Genomic DNA, 15,887 nt, shown 5'->3' on the forward strand with positions numbered 1-15,887 from the left:
GGACGGTCCGGCCCGACGCTAGGAGCGGTGCGGGGCCCAGGGCGTCGCCCGCGGCGGTGAACGCGGCTGCCGTGCCCGACGGACGGCACGCGGGCGTCATCCCCGGGATGTACGCGGCGGATGTACGGCCCCTCCCCGGCGGGAGGGATGTGGGGGCGGGAGCCGCTTGCCACACTGGGCGCATGGGTGGGGGAGCCGGGCGGGCGAGCGTCGAGCGGTTCAGGAGCGGTGCCCGGGCGCTGCTGCGGCCGGGCCCGCCGCCGCGGCTGTCCCGGTGGACGTGGACGGCCGACGTGGTGCTCGCCGTGGTCCTGTCCGCCTGCACGGTGGGCGCCGTTCTGAACGAGGACCGGGCCGCGGTCCCGCTCCCGGCGTTCGGCGACGGCCGGCCTCTCCCGCCGCCCCCGCCCGTGCGACCGCCGGCGGGCGGTCCGGCGGCGGATCCCGGGGAGCTGGTGCTGGCCGCGCTCACCGCGCTGCCCCTGGCCCTGCGGCGCCGGTGCCCCCTGACGGCGTACGGGGCGGTGCTCGCCGTGACCCTGGTCCTCAACCAGCGCACCGGCGCGGGCGTCGCGACCCTGTACGCGTTCGCGTCGTGCGTGGCCGCCGCGTACAGCGCCGCCGTCCACAGCCCGCACCGGCTGCGCACCCTGGTCGGTCTGCCGGCGGGCGCCGTGCTGATGGCGGTGTTCCACGAGGAGTACTTCCCGTACTTCACACCCGGGTTCGTGCCGTTCCTGGTGCTGCTGGGGGTGGGGCTCGGGGCGAACGCGATCCACACCTGGCAGCAGCGCGTGAGGGACCTCCAGGAGCAGCAGCAGATCGCCACCCGGCTGGCCGTGGAGCGCGAACGGGCCCGGATCGCCCGGGAGTTGCACGATGTGGTCACCCACAATGTGAGCGTGATGGTGATCCAGGCGGGGGCGGCCCGCAAGGTGATGGACGCCGCGCCCGGCCGGGCCCGCGAGGCGCTGCTGGCCGTCGAGGCGGGCGGGCGCACCGCGCTGGCCGAACTGCGCCACGTGATGGGCCTGTTGACGATGGCCGAGGGCGAGGGACCCGACCCGGCCGCCGACTCCGGCCTGGCCCCGCAGCCCGGCCTCGCCCAGCTGACGGCCCTGACCGACCGCGTCCGCGCGAGCGGCGTCCCGGTGGAGCTGCGCGTCACCGGCACCCCGGCCGCCCTGCCCGCCGGCGCCGACCTGGCCGCGTACCGCGTGGTGCAGGAGGCGCTGACCAACGTCGTCAAGCACGCGGCCGGAGCGAGAGTCCAGGTGTCCGTCGAGCACACCCCCGAGGCCGTACGGGTGGAGGTCTGCGACACCGGTGGCACCCCGGCGGCCCCGGCCGGTCCCGGGGGCGGCCGCGGTCTGCGCGGCCTGCGCGAACGGCTCGCCGTGTACGGCGGCTCGCTCGACGCGGCCGAGCGGCCCACCGGCGGCTTCCACGTCCGCGCCGTCATCCCCGTGGAGGAACGCACCGGCGCCCCGGCCGGGGAGACGGCGTCGTGACCGGGGCGCCGCGCGTGGTGATCGCCGACGACCAGGCGCTGGTCCGCACCGGCTTCGGCATGATCCTCACCGCCGACGGCATCGACGTCGTCGCGGAGGCCGCCGATGGGCAGCAGGCGGTGGAGGCGGTCGAGCGCACCCGCCCCGACCTGGTCCTCATGGACATCCGGATGCCGGGCCTGGACGGCCTGGAGGCCACCCGCCGCATCCTCTCCGGTGCCGTGCCGGACCCGCCCCGCGTCCTGATCCTCACCACCTACGACCTGGACCGCTATGTCTACGCGGCCCTCACCGCGGGCGCCAGCGGCTTCCTGCTCAAGGACGTCACCCCCGAACACCTGGTCGCCGCCGTCCGCCTGGCCCGCTCCGGGGACGCGCTGCTCGCCCCGGCCATCACCCGCCGGCTGGTCGAGCGTTTCGTCTCCCAGGACACCCGGACCGCCGCCCTGCACCGCGACCTGTCCGTGCTCACCCCGCGCGAGACGGAGGTGCTCCAGGCCCTCGGCACCGGCCTGAGCAACTGCGAACTCGCGGCGCGCTTCGGTCTGAGCGAAGCCACCGTCAAGACCCACGTGGCCCGCATCCTGGCCAAGCTCCGCCTGCGGGACCGCGCGCAGGCGGTGGTGGTGGCCTACGAGACGGGGCTGATCACGCCCGGCACAGGCGCGCGGTGAGGGTCCGCGCGGCGTTGGGCGTGCCTGTGTCCCTGGCCGCCGACATCGGCCAGGGACACAGGGCGTGCGGGGCCGGCCGCTAGCGGGCCGTCAGCTTCCACAGGTGGTCGGCCGTGCCGTTGTCCGCCCACTGCAGGACCTGCGCGCCGGAGGACGTGCTCATCTGGTCCACGCCCAGCAGCAGACCGCTGTTGTAGTTGGCGATCTTGTAGAAGCCGTCCCGGGCCGGTATCAGCTGCCACAGGTGGTCGGCGGTGCCGTTGTCACCCCAGATCAGGGCCGTGCCGCCGTTGCCGGTGCTCATCTGGTCGATGCCGAGCACGAGGCCGCTCTTCTGGTTGACGATCTTGTAGAGGCCCTGGCCGGCGGAGACGAGGGTCCAGTTCTGGTCGGTGCCGGTGGTGGGGGCCGCCTGGACGACCGTGGTGCCCTGGGCGGTGCCGCCGTTCTGCGGGTCGAGGGCCAGCCCGCTGTTCTTGTTGGTGATCTGGTAGCGGCCGGCCAGCGTGGTGGAGGTGCCGGTGGGGGTGATCACCAGGTGGTAGCCGTCGGAGGCGTTCATCGTCACTGGGACGGTGATCGAGCCGTTCGTGACCGGGTAGTCCGCGTCGGAGATGGTCAGCGGGCCGGGGGAGGCCGTCGTACGGCCGGTGTTCGGGGTGTACTCCAGCTTCACGTGGACCGTGCTGCCGAAGGCCGGCAGCGAGGACAGGCCGTCGACCCGGACCGCGCAGGAGCCCGTGCAGCCGCCGGCGATCACGCTGAGCTGGTTGCCCGAGCTGTTGAGGGAGGCGATGCCGTCGATGCCGGTCTGCGCGGGAGGCGTGGTGACCAGCATGTTCCCCGACATGTCGCCGTACCACTTGTACATCCAGTACGAGCCGTTCGGGGAGCCGCCCGTGTCGGTGAGGGTGTCGCCCAGGGTGCCGTAGTGGTTCCAGAAGGCGAGCTCGGCGTCGTGCACGCCGGTCCTCTCGAACTTGGCGACGTAGCCGATGAGGGCGCCCGGGATGCCCATCTCGGCGGGCTTGGCGTACTCCTCGATGGCGATCGGGCGCGGGCTGATGCCGAGGCTCGACTCCAGCGCGCGGTACGCCGACACGTGCGCGGCGATGTTCGCGCTGCCCTGCAGCTCGTGCCAGGCGATGATGTCCGGGACCGTCCCCGAGGCCTTGGCGTCCGTCAGGAACTGGCTCATCCAGGACTGGTTCCACACCGAGTAACTCGGGCCCTGGATCGGGGTCCTGGTGTCCTTCGCCCTGACCTCCTTGTACGTCCGCGCCCAGCCGGCGTCGAACGAGCCCGCGTTGGTGGTGTCCCAGGTCCAGTCCGGCTCGTTCCAGAGCTCGTAGGCGGCGATGTTCGTGGCGCCCGACGCCTGCACGGACGCGACCTGCTTGTCGACCGCCGACAGCCAGTCGCTCCAGCTGACCCACTTGTAGGGGAAGTTCGGGTACCAGTCGGGCATGCGGACGACCACCTTGGCGCCGGCCCGGGCCGCCTTGGGGGCCACGACCAGGGCGTCACCGGCCGGTTTCGGCTCGCCGTTGGGGAGCTGGGAGCCGCCCGGGGCCATCTGCACGAAGGTGTTGGGCTTGAGCGGGGTGACCAGGCTGTCGGCGGGGGTGGCGTCGTCGGCGAGGCCGTAGAGGCTGCCGGTGGCGACATGGGTGACCGGGCGCAGGGTCTGGCCGGCGTTGACCACCAGGGTGGTGGCGGAGGTGGGGACCGCGTGGGCGGGGGCCGCCGTGGCCAGCAGGGCGGCCAGGGCGGCCGTGCTCAGGGCGGCGGCGAGGGGTCTTGTGCGGCTCATGGAGGGGATCTCCTCACGGAGGGAGAGGGAGAGGGAGAGGGAGAGGGAGAGGGGGGAGAGGGGGACGTCAGTCCTTCACCGCGCCCGCGGTCACACCCGCGGCCACGTAGCGCTGTGCGAGGACCAGCAGGACCGCTGCGGGGATCGACGCGACGACGGCGGTGGCCATGATCGCGTTCCACTCCTGGTTGTTGTTGCCGATGTAGCGGTAGATGCCGAGGGTGATCGGCTGCCAGTCGCCGCCGCCGTCGAGGGTGGTGGCGAAGACGAAGTCGGACCAGGCCCACAGGAAGCTGAACAGGGAGACCGTGACGAGGGCGTTGCGGCTCACCGGCAGCACGACCGACCAGAAGGTGCGGAAGGTGCCGGCGCCGTCGATGCGGGCCGCGGCCGTGAGTTCGCCGGGGATGCCCGACATGAACGCCGTGAAGATCATGACGCCGAACGGCACGGCGATCGTCGAGTCGGCGATGATCAGGCCCCACCAGGAGTTCAGCAGGCCGGCGTCGAGGAAGATGCCGTAGAAGCCCATCGCCATGACGATGCCGGGGATCATCTGGGCGATCAGCAGGGCGAGGCTCAGCGCTCCCGCGCCGGGTGGGCGCAGTTTCGCCAGTGCGTATCCCGCCGGGGCGGCCAGGACCAGGGTGAGGGCGACCGTGCCCAGGCCGATGAGCAGGCTCGTGCCGAGGTACGGCAGCTGGTCGTCCAGGACCGCCCGGTAGCCCTCGAAGGTGGGGTGCAGCGGGAGCAGGTCGGGCGGGTTCTTGCGCATGTCCTGCTGCGGGGTGAGGGACACGTTCAGCATCCAGTACACCGGGAACAGCATCAGCGCGGTGAGGACCAGGCCGAGGACGGTGGAGGAGCGCCGGGTCTTCATGCTTCCTGCCTCCTCTGGAGCCGGACGTACAGCAGCCCGAAGACCAGGGCGATGAGGATGAGGATGTTGCCGACCGCCGCCCCGGGGCCGAACTTGGGCAGGAGGGTGCCGAAGCCCAGCTGGTAGGACCAGGTCGCCAGGGTGGAGGACGCGTCGCCGGGGCCGCCCTTGGTCATGATCCAGATCAGGTCGAACACCTTCAGGGTGTAGACCAGGCCGAGCAGGAGCGTGATCGCGGAGACCGGGCGCAGCAGCGGGAAGGTGATCCGGCGGAACCGCTGCCAGCTGCTCGCCCCGTCCAGGGACGCGGCCTCGTACAGCTCGGCGGGGATGTTCTGCAGGCCGCTGTAGAGGATGACCAGGTTGAACGGGATGCCGATCCAGATGTTGGCGATGACGACCGAGGCCAGCGCCCAGTCGGGTGAGGTGAGCCAGCCGACCGGGTCCACGCCGAAGAAGCGCAGGAAGTAGTTCACGACGCCGGACTCGCTGTTGAACATCCACGACCAGGTCGAGGCCGACACGATCAGCGGCAGCAGCCAGGGGATGAGGAACAGGGCGCGCAGGACCGCCGACAACGGGAAGCGGCGGTTGAAGAAGACCGCGAGGGCGAGGCCGATGGCGTACTGGAACGCGATCGACACGAACGTGAAGACCAGCGTGTGCCGCATCGCCGGGCCGAAGGCCGGGTCGTCGAGGACCTTGCGGACGTTCTCCCAGCCGGTGAAGGGGGCGTCGCCGGCCACGAAGGAGCGGACGGTGTAGTCGCGCAGGCTCAGGTCGAGGTTGCGGTAGAGGGGATAGAGGTAGAAGGCGGCGAGGTAGGCGACGAGCGGGGCGGCGAAGGCCAGCGCGGTCAGCCGGGTCCGGGCCCTGCTCCTGCGGTCCTGGCGGCGCCGCAGGAGCACGGGATCGGGCCGGGCGCCGGCGTCTGCCCCGGTCATGGCCGGGGGCCGGGCTGCTCGGGCGGTGGTCATACGGACTCCTGGGTACGGGGGTGCCTGCGGCGGGGGCGGGGCCGGGTCGCGCCGGACCCGCCGCGGGTCGCGCCCCTGGCCTGCCGGCACAGTGCTGGGGAGGGGGACCAGCCGGGTGGCGGGCCCGCGACGCGCCGCCGCGGCCCGCTCCCGTCCTCGGGCGGCTAGCCCTTCGAGGCGGCGGACTGGGCCGTCTCCATGGCGGCCTGGGGCGTCTTGCTGCCGGACAGAGCCGCCTGTACGGCCGTCCACATCGGCTGGGAGATCGTCGGGTAGGTGGTGCCCAGGCCGCCGCTCGTGCGGCCCCGGGCCGCCGCCACGGCGGAGACCCACGGCTTGAGCTTCGGGTTCTGCTTGACCTGCTCGGCCTGGACCGCCGCGGTGGGGGCGATGTACATCAGGGTCGTGTCCGTGGCCAGCAGGTTCGCGGGGCTGGTCAGGCACTCGACGATCTTCTTGCTGACGTCGTAGCGCGCGGTGTCCTTCTGGACGGGGACGGTGACGAACTCGCCGCCCGTCGGCACGGGCGCCGCACCGCCGTTCCTGCCGGGGATGGAGAGGATGCCGTACGGGAAGCCGGCCTTCTCCGCGTTGCCGAGCTGCCAGGTGCCGTTCTCGCCGAACGCGTACTCGCCGGTGGCGAACTCCTGCCAGCTGGTCGTCTGGGTGTTCTGCAGGACGTCCTTGGGCGCGTAGCCCTCGTCCACCCACTGCTTCCACAGGCCGAGGGCCGCCACGCCCTGGCCGGAGTCGAGCTTCTTCAGGTCGGCGCCCGCTCCCCAGAACCAGGGCAGGAACTGGAAGCTGCCCTCCTCCGTGTTGATCGCGGAGAAGGTGATGCCCTTCTTCCCGGCCGCCTTGACCTTCTTCAGGGCCGCGGTGAGGGAGGCCCAGTCCTTGACGGAGGCCGGGTCGACGCCCGCGGCGGACAGGACCTTCTTGTTGTAGTAGAGCGCGAGGGTGTTGGCGCCGATCGGGACGCCGTACGCCGATCCGTCGAGGGTGCCCGCGCCGATGATGTTCTTCTGGATCGACGCGGTGTCCAGGCCCAGGTCACTGGTCTTGGTGAGGATGCCGGCGTCCACCAGCGTGGAGACGACCGGGTTGTCGACGAGCATCACGTCGGGCGCGTTGCCCTGCTGGGCGGCCAGCAGCGCCTTGTTGCCGAGGTCCGTGGTGTCCATGCCGGTGCGCTTGACCGTGACGCCCGCCTGCCTGCCGCAGGCGGTGACGCGCTTGCCCCACGGCGAGGAGGCGTCGAACTGCGGGTACGGGTCCCAGAACGTGTACGTCCCCTTGGGTGCGCCGGAGGACGAGGAGGCGGCGGAGCCGCCACCGCACGCGGTGACGGAGGCGAGCGCGCCGACCACGGCGCACGCGGCGAGCAGGGTTCTGCGGGTGGGCATCACGGGGGACCTCGTTGTCGTGAGAGGGGCGTCGGAGAGGAGGGCAGGGGAGGGCAGGGGAGGGCAGGGGGAGGGGGGTCAGGAGGTGGGCAGCCAGACGCGCATGCTGCCGTCGTCGCGGTTGGCCCAGGCGTAGTAGGGGACGGCGGTGAGCTCGACGGGATCGCCGTCGTGCCGGGCGGAGGCGTCGGCGGTGCCGGCGGAGGTTCCGGCGGGGCTGTACGGCCACCAGCCCGGGTCGGGGAGGTGCCGGCGCCGGCCGGCGGCCACCACGGTGGTGACCCCGCCCAGCAGGTCCGGGCGGTGCTTCACGGCGAGCGGCCGGGTGGTGTCCAGGACGATGTCGTCCAGGCCGCCGCCGGGGTGGTCGACCTGCTCCAGGCAGTACACGAGCGGCCCGCGTTCGATCGCCACGCAGCCGCGCACCGCGTCCACCCGGGGGTCGGCCGCGGTCAGCCGCGGTTCCAGGGGGAGTTCCAGGACGACCTGGTCGCCCGGTGCCCAGCTGCGCTCCAGGCGCAGCCAGCCGTCCTCGGCGGGCCCGTCGTACGTCTCGCCCCCGCAACGGACGCGGAAGTCGCCGGCCCACTGCGGGATGCGCAGGGACAGCGTCCAGGAGCGGTCGGCCGGGGTCTCCTCGACGGTGAGGGCGATCGTGCCGTGCCAGGGGTAGTCGGTCGCGGCGCGGACGCGGATGCCGTCGGCGGTGTACGTGCCGGTGACGTACTGGTGGATCTGGAGGCCGTCCTCGGTGGAGCTGGACAGGTAGTGCTCCAGGGAGGCCAGCAGCCGCATCACGTTGGGCGGGCAGCAGGCGCAGCGGAACCAGCGGGTGCGGCGGGCCGACTGGTCGCCGCCGGGGTCGGTGTGGCCGTCGCGGACCTGGAGCGGATTGACGTACAGCCAGCGCTCGCCGTCCAGGGACACCCCGGCCAGGAAGCCGTTGTACAGGGTGCGTTCGATGAGGTCGGAGTAGCGGGCCCGCCCGGTCAGCAGGGCCATGCGCCAGCTCCACTGGATCGAGGCGATGGCGGCGCAGGTCTCGCAGTAGGCGCGCTCGTTGGGCAGCTCGTACGGGTCGCCGAAGTCCTCCTGGTCGTGGTGGGCGCCGACGCCGCCGGTGAGATGGGTCTTGGTGGTGGTCATGGCGTGCCACAACCGCTCGGCGGCCTCGCGCAGTTCGGCGTCGCCGGTCTCGGTGGCGAGGTCGGCTGCTGCGGCCAGCAGGTACAACTGCCGTACGGCGTGCCCCTCGACGGTCTCGGCCGCGCGCAGCGGGACGCGGTCCTGGCAGTAGGCCTCGCCGCCGAGCAGGCCGTGGCCGTACCGGTCGACGAAGTAGCCGGCCAGGTCCAGGTAGCGGCGCTCGCCGGTCTCCCGGTACAGCTCCACCAGGGCGGTCTCGACCTCGGGGTGGCCGTCGACGCCGTCCAGGGGCTTGCCGCTGCCGGGCGGGCCGAAGACGCTGTCGATGTGGTCGGCGAACCTCACGGCCACGTCGAGCAGTTCGGGGCGGCCGGTGGACCGGTGGTGGGCGACGGCGGCCTGGATCAGATGGCCCGCGCAGTACAGCTCGTGCCCCCAGCGCAGGTCCGTGTAGCGCTTGCCGCCCTCGCGGAGCTGGAACCAGGTGTTGAGGTAGCCGTCGGGCTGCTGGGCGGCGGCGACGAGTCCGATGACCCGGTCCACGTGCGCGGCCAGGTCCTCCTGCCCGCCCTGCGCGAGCTGCCAGGAGGCGGCCTCCAGCCACTTGTGGACGTCCGAGTCCACGAACGGGTACGCGCCCTGGAACTCGCCCCGCGCGGTCCCCGCGGCGATCCGCAGGTTGTGCAGATTGCCCGCGGACTCCAGCAGTTCGGGCCCCTGCGGGAGGGAGACGCGGGCGTTGACCTCGCGGCGGGCGTGCCAGAAGCCCGCGTCGATGCCGGCGGCGGCGGGGCGCAGCGCGGCCCGGGCGTCCGGACCGAGACGGACCGGGCCCGTCGAGGGCAGGGCGGAGCGTGAGCTGGGCATGGCTCTCCGAGGGGATGGCGTACGGCGGTGGCGCCCGAGGTTGCGGCAGCCGCGCTCGTACGTGACGGCGTCCGGTGTACGGCGGTGGCCCGGGGTGCGGTCGCGGCTCGTGCGGACCGGTTTGGGCAACCGTTTTCTCGTGGTGAAAGTAGAGGGCAGCCGGACGACCCGGTCAAGAGGTGCGCCCGTACTTTTTCCTTCTTGCTCTTGGGCTGGCACTTCGCGCCGCAGACTGCCACGATGTGGGCCGTCGGCCTCTTCGAGGAAGTCTGAGGAAAAAGGTTTGCCCGTGACCCCTGACCCTGGCTCTCCCCCCGTCGGCCGGGCCCGCCTCGCCGACGTCGCCGCCCTGGCCGGCGTCAGCGTGGGCACGGCGTCGAAGGCGCTCAACGGCGGTGGCCGGATGCGTCCCGAGACCCGGCAGCGGGTGCTGGACGCCGTGGCGGCCCTGGGCTTCCGCCCCAACCAGGCGGCCCAGAGCCTGCACACGGGGCGCAGCTGGACGGTCGGGCTGGTGACGACGGACGGCATAGGGCGGTTCAGCACGCCCGTGCTGCTGGGCGCGGAGGACGCGCTCGGAGCCGGGAAGATCTCGGTGCTGCTGTGCGACACGCGCGGCGACGCCATCCGCGAGCAGCACCATCTGCAGACCCTGCTGGAGCGCCGGGTGGACGGCATCATCGTCACCGGCCGCCGCACCGACGCGCGCCCGCCGCTGACCGGCGTCACCGGCCTGGAGTCGATCCCGGTGGTCTACGCCCTGTCACCGTCGACGGATCCGCAGGACACCTCCGTGGTGTCCGACGACCGGGGCGGGGCGCGGCTCGCGGTGGAACACCTCCTGGCCACCGGCCGTACCCGCATCGCGCACGTCACCGGGCCGGAGCACCACGCCGCCGCCCGCGACCGCGCCCGCCACGCCGTGGAGCACCTGGCGGCCGCCTCGCTGGAGCTGTCGACCGGCCGGGTCCACTTCGGCGAGTGGAGCGAGGCGTGGGGCCGGCGCGCCGCCGACGCGGTGCTGCGCACCGCCCCCGGCACGGACGCCTTCTTCTGCGGCAACGACCAGATCGCCCGGGGGGTCGCGGACACCCTGCGCGAGCGCGGGGTGAGCGTGCCCGGGGACGTCGCCGTCGTCGGCTACGACAACTGGGACACCATGGCCCTGGCCAGCCGGCCCCCGCTCACCACGATCGACATGAACCTCGCCGAGATCGGCCGCATCGCGGCGCTGCGGCTGCTGGAGGCGATCGACGCGGACCCGGCACCTGGAGTGCACACGGTGCCGTGCCGGCTGGTGGTACGGGAGTCGACGTGAGGGCGCGTCAGGGCGTGCTCAGGCGGTGCCGGCCGGCCGGAGCCGGATCGGAGCGCCGGTGAGCCAGGCGGGCAGGTGAAGCGTCAACGAAAAGGCTCCTACTTGATAGAGGCCATTGCGGACGAAACGGTCATATTCTGAAAGGGTCTGAGCGACGAGTCCGAGGAAGAAGGCGACCGCCATGCGCGTACTGCTCAAGGCTCACTTCGACACGGAGAAGGGGAACGAGCTCATCCGCAGCGGCAGGATGGGCGATCTCATCCGGGAGACGATCGACCGGGTGCATCCGGAAGCCGCCTACTTCCTCCCGGAGGACGGTGAGCGCACCGCCTACCTGTTCTTCGATCTGGAGGACCCCTCGCAGATACCCGTGATCACCGAGCCGCTCTTCGAGGCCGGGGACGCCAAGGTGTCCTACACGCCCGCGATGAACCTGGACGACGTGCAGAAGGGGCTCTCCCAGCTGCGAGGCGGTGACAGCGGCCAGTAGCGCTCCTCAGCTGAACACGATCATCGACCCCTGCGCCAGGCTCCGGGTCGCCGCCGCGTGCAGCCCGAGCCAGACGTGCCGTTCCCGGGCGAAGGGGCTCGGGTCGTACGGCGCGGGCACGGCCGGTTCCTCCAGCTCGGTCGGGGCGAGCGGGGGCTGGGGCGGGGCCGGGGGGTTGGCCGGGTCGATGCCGATCGACGGGGCGACGTACTCCAGCTCCCGCAGCAGGGCCTGCGCGGAGCCCAACGGGCCGCCGGCGGCCATGAGTTCGTCGTTGGCCAGGGGGTGCGGGAAGTCGACGGGGACGTAGGCGCCCGCGTGGTCGTAGTGCCAGACCAGGTGCGACTGCTGGGCCGTCGCCTCGAACATCTCCAGCAACTGCTCGTAGTCGCCGCCCAGTTCGTCGACCGGCGTGACCGGCAGGCCACAGACCTGCAGCAGGTACACGCGGCGCAGGAAGTGCAGCGCGTCGTAGTCGAAGCCGGCCACCGGGGCCACGTCGCCGGACAGCCCCGGCATGTACTGGTACACCGGCACCGGCGGCAACCCGGCCTCGGTGAGCACCTTGTTGTATTGCGCGAGTTCCTCGGCGAAGGGGTTGTCGGGCGTGTGGCACAACACATCGACGAGCGGTACCAGCCACAGGTCACAGGCCAAAAGAGGGCTCCTCACACTGCACGGTGGTCAAGGCAGGGTAATCGGTGCGGGGCCCGGCGGCGCCTGCCTGTATCTGTCCAGTTCCCCCGTGAAGATGCCGTACCCGCGCCGGGGACACCCCGCGGGGGCGGATCACCCGCGCGCCTGCCCGCCCCTGCGGCCCGCCTCGCCGCCGGAACGGGCGGCCCGCCGGGGCCCGTGACGCCCTCGCCGCCGGGCCATGTACCTGCCGGTTGCTCAGCCGCCACGACCGCTCGCCTGCCCCATCCCTTCCTGCGCCTGCAACCGCGCACCTGCCCGGCCGCCCGGCCGCCTACCTGCCCGACCATCAGCGGCCCGACCATCATCCGCCCGACCATCAGCCGCCCGGCCGCCCGGCTGCTCGCCCGCCGGTGCTCGCCCGCCGGCCGCGCGCCCGCTCGGCTGCTCGCCCGCCGGCCGCCCGCCCGCCGGCCGCGCGCCCGTCCGGCTGCCCGGTGCTTGCCTTCACCGACGCCCGGACCGCTTGTCCCCTCGCCCGCTCGCCCGCTCGCCTGCCAGGCCACTCGACCACGGGCCGGCTCACGGCCCTCAGCAAGCTGCTCGGCTGGTCAGCCGCCCGCTGCTCGGTTCTCCGTCAGCCGCTCGATGAGCGCCAGCCAGTGCGCGTTGTACGCGTCGACGATCGCCCGTGCGGTGTCCGTGTCGCGTCGGGTCAGGGCGTCGACCAGGTCCGTGTGCCCGGACCACAGCTGTCCGCGCAGGTCGGGCAGCCGGCGCAGGTGCTGCACCGCGCACACCCAGGACTGCACGCGCAGCCGGTGCAGGAAGTCGGAGAGGTAGGGGTTGCCGAACAGGGCGGCGAGCTCGCGCCAGAACCGCAGGTCGTAGCCGATCAGCACGGTCAGGTCCCCGGCCTCGGCGGCCCGCCGGGCCTCCTCGCCGCGGCGCCGGACCCCGGCCAGGGCGGCGGCGATCCGGGGGTCGTCGGGCTGCACGTCGCTGCGCACGCCGTCGACGAGGGAGTGGAACATCCCGTCGGTGACCAGGCTGCGCGCCTCGATCATGCCCCGGAAGTCGTCGGCCGCGTACTCGTGCACCCGGAAACCCCGGTGCTGGTCCGCGTCGAGCAGCCCCTGCGCGGACAGGTCGACCAGCGCCTCCCGCACAGGCGTCGCGGACACGCCGTACTGCTCGGCGATCTCCTTCACCGTGAACTCCTGCCCCGGCTTCAGCCGCCCCGCCAGCACCTCGTCGCGCAGCGCTTCCGCGATCTGCTGCCGCAGGGTGCTGCGCGTGACGGCGCCGTTGCCGCCGCTGCCAGGAGCGGGCATGGTCGGAGCGTCTCCCCTCGTCGCGTTCGGGTGGCGTGCACGTACATGTTTACGAGCACGCCACCATACGCGTTCGAGTCCCGGCCACGCCTTCGGTTACTGACGCGTTGACATGCGCTTGCCTCCCCTGCCCGCCGCCGGGGCGCCGGCTCACCCGGTGTACTCGTCCGCCACCGACAGAGCCGCGTCCAGCGCCGCGAGGCCCTCCTTCGCCTCGGCCTCGGTGAGGTTGCAGGGCGGCACCACGTGCGTCCGGTTCATGTGGACGAAGGGCCACAGGCCGCGCGCCTTGGCGGCGGCGGCGAACGCGGCCATCGGGGCGTTCGCCTCGCCGGTGGCGTTGTACGGCACCAGCGGCTCACGGGTGTGCCGGTTCCGGACCAGCTCCAGCGCCCAGAACACGCCCGTGCCGCGCACCTCGCCCACCGACGGGTGCCGCTCGGCCAGCTCGCGCAGCCCGGGTCCGAGCACCTCGGCCCCCAGCCGGGCGGCGTGCTCCACGACGCCCTCCTGCGCCATGACGCCGATCGTGGCGACGGCCGCCGCGCAGGCCAGCGGATGCCCGGAGTACGTCAGCCCGCCCGGGTAGGGCCGCCGGGCGAAGGTCTCCGCGATCTTCCCGGAGATGGCCACCCCGCCGAGCGGCACATACCCCGAGTTCACGCCCTTGGCGAAGGTCATCAGGTCCGGCACGACCCCGTACAGGTCCGCCGCGAACCACGCGCCCGTCCGCCCGAACCCGGCCATGACCTCGTCCAGGACGAAGACGATGCCGTACGTGTCGCAGATCTCGCGGACGCCCGCGAGGTACCCCGGCGGCGGGACCATGATCCCGGCCGTGCCCGGGATCGTCTCCAGGACGATCGCGGCGATCGTCGACGGCCCCTCGAAGGCGATCGTCGTCTCCAGGTGCTCCAGCGCCCGCGCGCACTCCTGCTCCTCGGTCTCGGCGTAGAAGCGGGAGCGGTAGAGGAAGGGCGCCCAGAAGTGCACCACCCCGGCCGAGCCGCTGTCGCTGGCCCAGCGGCGCGGGTCGCCGGTGAGGTTCACGGCCTGCTGCGTGCCGCCGTGGTACGAGCGGTAGGCCGAGAGCACCTTGGGCCGCCCGGTGTGCAGCCGCGCCATGCGCACGGCGTGCTCGACGGCGTCGGCGCCGCCGTTGGTGAAGAAGATCTTGTCGAGGTCGCCCGGGGTCCGCTCGGCGATGAGCCGGGCCGCCTCCGACCGCGCCTCGACCGCGAAGGCGGGCGCGAAGGTCGTCATCCGCGCCGCCTGCTCCTGGATGGCGGCGACGACTACGGGGTGCTGGTAGCCGAGGTTGGTGTAGACGAGCCCGCTGGTGAAGTCCAGGTAGCGCCGGCCGTCGTAGTCCCAGAAGTACGCCCCCTCCGCCCCGGCGACGGCGAGCGGGTCGATGAGCTCCTGGGCGGACCAGGAATGGAAGACGTGCGCGCGGTCCGCGGCCTTCACGGCCGCGCCGGCCTGCGGATCCGGCTGCGGGTACGGCTGAGCATGAGCGGTCATGCGGGCGAGGCTAGGGGCGCGTACGGGGGTGGTGACATGGGCGTCCTGTCTGCGCCGGGCCGCTTTCCGCGACAGGTTGTCGACACCCCGGAAGAAACCGCGGGATTGACAGCATGCTGCGTTTGCGACAGCATTCTGTCATAACCGTCGGGTCCGAGGAGGAACCATGAACGGCAGCACCGGAAACCGGGACCGCGGCACCGTCCACCTCGCCGTGTACGACACCCTCGCCGACTGGGAGACCGGCCACACCACCGCCCACCTGGCCCGCGCCGGGTACGCGATCCGCACGGTCGGCCCGTCCACCGCCCCCGTCACCAGCATCGGCGGACTGCGCGTCCAGCCCGACCTGGCCCTGGACGACGTACGGCCCGAGGACAGCCGTCTGCTGATCCTCCCGGGCGCGGACCTGTGGGACACCGGCGACGACCTGGCCCCCTTCGCCCGCAAGGCCCGGCAGTTCCTCGACGCGGGCGTGCCCGTCGCCGCCATCTGCGGGGCCACCGCCGGACTGGCCCGGGAGGGCCTGCTCGACGACCGGGCGCACACCAGCGCGGTCTCCTTCTACCTGGCGGCGACCGGCTACGCGGGCGGCGGGAAGTACGTCGAGACCGACGCCGTCACCGACGGCGGCCTGGTCACCGCCGGCCCGACCGAGCCCGTCGCCTTCGCCCGGGAGGTCCTGCGCCTGCTCGGGGTGTACGGCGGCGAGGTGCTGGACGCCTGGTACCGGCTGTTCCACGACTCCGACGCCGCGGCCTACGCCGTCCTGCAGCGGGCGGGGGCGGCATGAGCCGGGAGCGTCAGGCCCTGCTCAGCCGCACCGCGCTCGGCGTCTTCCGCCTCAACGGCCAGTTCCTCGCGGTGGCCGAGGAGCTGGCCCGGCCGGCCGGCCTCACGGCCGCCTGGTGGCAGGTGCTCGGCGCGGTCCTCGCCGAGCCGCTGCCCGTCTCGGGCATCGCGCGGGCCATGGGCATCACGCGGCAGAGCGTGCAGCGCATCGCCGACCTGCTGGTGGAGCGGGGCCTGGCCGAGTACCGGCCCAACCCCGCCCACCGCCGCGCCAAACTCCTCGCACCGACCGAGGAGGGCCGCGCGGCGGTCGCCCGGATCGACCCCGGCCACGCGGCGTTCGCCGACCGGCTGGCCCAGGCCTTCGGGGAGGCGGACCTCGCCGAGGCGGTACAGGCGCTCGAACGCCTCTCGAAGGCCCTGGAACAGCTCGGGCCGCCTGTTACGGAACCGTAGACACCGGCCCGTCCCCAGCCCGCTGACCCCGCACTATTCTCGCTTCGTTGCTCACTTGGGGGG

The 15,887-nt window shown here is 72.9% G+C and carries 15 protein-coding genes; 6 read left to right on the top strand and 9 right to left on the bottom strand.

The genetic code is table 11. The features are described from left to right. Positions 1-182 precede the first annotated feature (182 nt). Entirely contained in the window at positions 183-1,511 is a 1,329-nt protein-coding gene (locus AB0K80_RS11445) for a histidine kinase (RefSeq protein WP_365668242.1), read from the top strand. Next, positions 1,508-2,185, top strand: a complete 678-nt coding sequence (locus AB0K80_RS11450) for a response regulator transcription factor (protein ID WP_365668244.1) — start codon at positions 1,508-1,510, stop codon at positions 2,183-2,185. Before AB0K80_RS11445 ends, AB0K80_RS11450 begins: the two co-directional genes overlap by 4 nt. A 79-nt stretch (positions 2,186-2,264) precedes the next feature. On the opposite strand, the gene AB0K80_RS11455 is transcribed toward AB0K80_RS11450, so the two are convergent. The 5 genes from AB0K80_RS11455 to AB0K80_RS11475 form a co-directional block, all read right to left on the bottom strand. Continuing rightward, complete coding sequence (locus AB0K80_RS11455; RefSeq protein ID WP_365668245.1) at positions 2,265-3,998, bottom strand: RICIN domain-containing protein; 1,734 nt, start codon at positions 3,996-3,998, stop codon at positions 2,265-2,267. A 67-nt stretch (positions 3,999-4,065) separates the two neighbouring features. Next, positions 4,066-4,878, bottom strand: a complete 813-nt coding sequence (locus tag AB0K80_RS11460; RefSeq protein WP_365668247.1) for a carbohydrate ABC transporter permease — start codon at positions 4,876-4,878, stop codon at positions 4,066-4,068. Beyond that, positions 4,875-5,822 (bottom strand): sugar ABC transporter permease, encoded by a 948-nt coding sequence (locus tag AB0K80_RS11465; protein WP_365668573.1) that lies wholly within the window; start codon positions 5,820-5,822, stop codon positions 4,875-4,877. Before AB0K80_RS11465 ends, AB0K80_RS11460 begins: the two co-directional genes overlap by 4 nt. 197 nt (positions 5,823-6,019) lie before the next feature. After that, a complete protein-coding gene (locus tag AB0K80_RS11470; RefSeq protein ID WP_365668249.1) occupies positions 6,020-7,261 on the bottom strand; it encodes an extracellular solute-binding protein in 1,242 nt (413 codons plus the stop codon). Between the two features lie 78 nt (positions 7,262-7,339). After that, positions 7,340-9,274 carry a beta-L-arabinofuranosidase domain-containing protein gene (locus AB0K80_RS11475; protein WP_365668251.1) on the bottom strand — a complete coding sequence of 645 codons (1,935 nt, stop codon included), beginning with the start codon at positions 9,272-9,274 and terminating at the stop codon, positions 7,340-7,342. Between the two features lie 289 nt (positions 9,275-9,563). Between AB0K80_RS11475 and AB0K80_RS11480 the strand changes: the two genes are divergently transcribed. Beyond that, positions 9,564-10,592 carry a LacI family DNA-binding transcriptional regulator gene (locus tag AB0K80_RS11480; protein ID WP_365668252.1) on the top strand — a complete coding sequence of 343 codons (1,029 nt, stop codon included), beginning with the start codon at positions 9,564-9,566 and terminating at the stop codon, positions 10,590-10,592. 18 nt (positions 10,593-10,610) lie between these two features. On the opposite strand, the gene AB0K80_RS11485 is transcribed toward AB0K80_RS11480, so the two are convergent. Further along, positions 10,611-10,775, bottom strand: a complete 165-nt coding sequence (locus AB0K80_RS11485) for a hypothetical protein (RefSeq protein WP_365668253.1) — start codon at positions 10,773-10,775, stop codon at positions 10,611-10,613. Between AB0K80_RS11485 and AB0K80_RS11490 the strand changes: the two genes are divergently transcribed. Next, on the top strand, positions 10,774-11,082 hold the full coding sequence (locus AB0K80_RS11490) for a hypothetical protein (protein ID WP_365668254.1): 309 nt from the start codon (positions 10,774-10,776) through the stop codon (positions 11,080-11,082). The two genes, AB0K80_RS11485 and AB0K80_RS11490, sit on opposite strands and share 2 nt — an antisense overlap. 6 nt (positions 11,083-11,088) lie before the next feature. Here AB0K80_RS11490 and AB0K80_RS11495 read toward each other — a convergent pair whose 3' ends face one another. The 3 genes from AB0K80_RS11495 to AB0K80_RS11505 all read right to left on the bottom strand — a co-directional run bounded on the left by AB0K80_RS11495 (position 11,089) and on the right by AB0K80_RS11505 (position 14,576). Then, positions 11,089-11,739 (bottom strand): hypothetical protein, encoded by a 651-nt coding sequence (locus AB0K80_RS11495; RefSeq protein ID WP_365668256.1) that lies wholly within the window; start codon positions 11,737-11,739, stop codon positions 11,089-11,091. A gap of 590 nt (positions 11,740-12,329) precedes the next feature. Next, on the bottom strand, positions 12,330-13,052 hold the full coding sequence (locus AB0K80_RS11500; RefSeq protein ID WP_365668258.1) for a GntR family transcriptional regulator: 723 nt from the start codon (positions 13,050-13,052) through the stop codon (positions 12,330-12,332). Between the two features lie 150 nt (positions 13,053-13,202). Beyond that, positions 13,203-14,576: an aspartate aminotransferase family protein gene (locus AB0K80_RS11505; RefSeq protein WP_365668260.1), complete on the bottom strand. Its 1,374-nt coding sequence runs from the start codon at positions 14,574-14,576 to the stop codon at positions 13,203-13,205. Between the two features lie 166 nt (positions 14,577-14,742). Between AB0K80_RS11505 and AB0K80_RS11510 the strand changes: the two genes are divergently transcribed. Together AB0K80_RS11510 and AB0K80_RS11515 are read left to right on the top strand one after the other, a co-directional pair. Continuing rightward, positions 14,743-15,369, top strand: a complete 627-nt coding sequence (locus AB0K80_RS11510; protein ID WP_365668262.1) for a type 1 glutamine amidotransferase family protein — start codon at positions 14,743-14,745, stop codon at positions 15,367-15,369. Next, a complete protein-coding gene (locus tag AB0K80_RS11515; RefSeq protein WP_365668264.1) occupies positions 15,366-15,824 on the top strand; it encodes a MarR family transcriptional regulator in 459 nt (152 codons plus the stop codon). The genes AB0K80_RS11510 and AB0K80_RS11515 overlap by 4 nt, the downstream gene beginning before the upstream one ends. The last annotated feature ends 63 nt before the right edge of the window (positions 15,825-15,887 follow it).

The sequence above is a fragment of the Streptomyces sp. NPDC052682 genome (assembly GCF_040678435.1).
Lineage (GTDB): Bacteria > Actinomycetota > Actinomycetes > Streptomycetales > Streptomycetaceae > Streptomyces.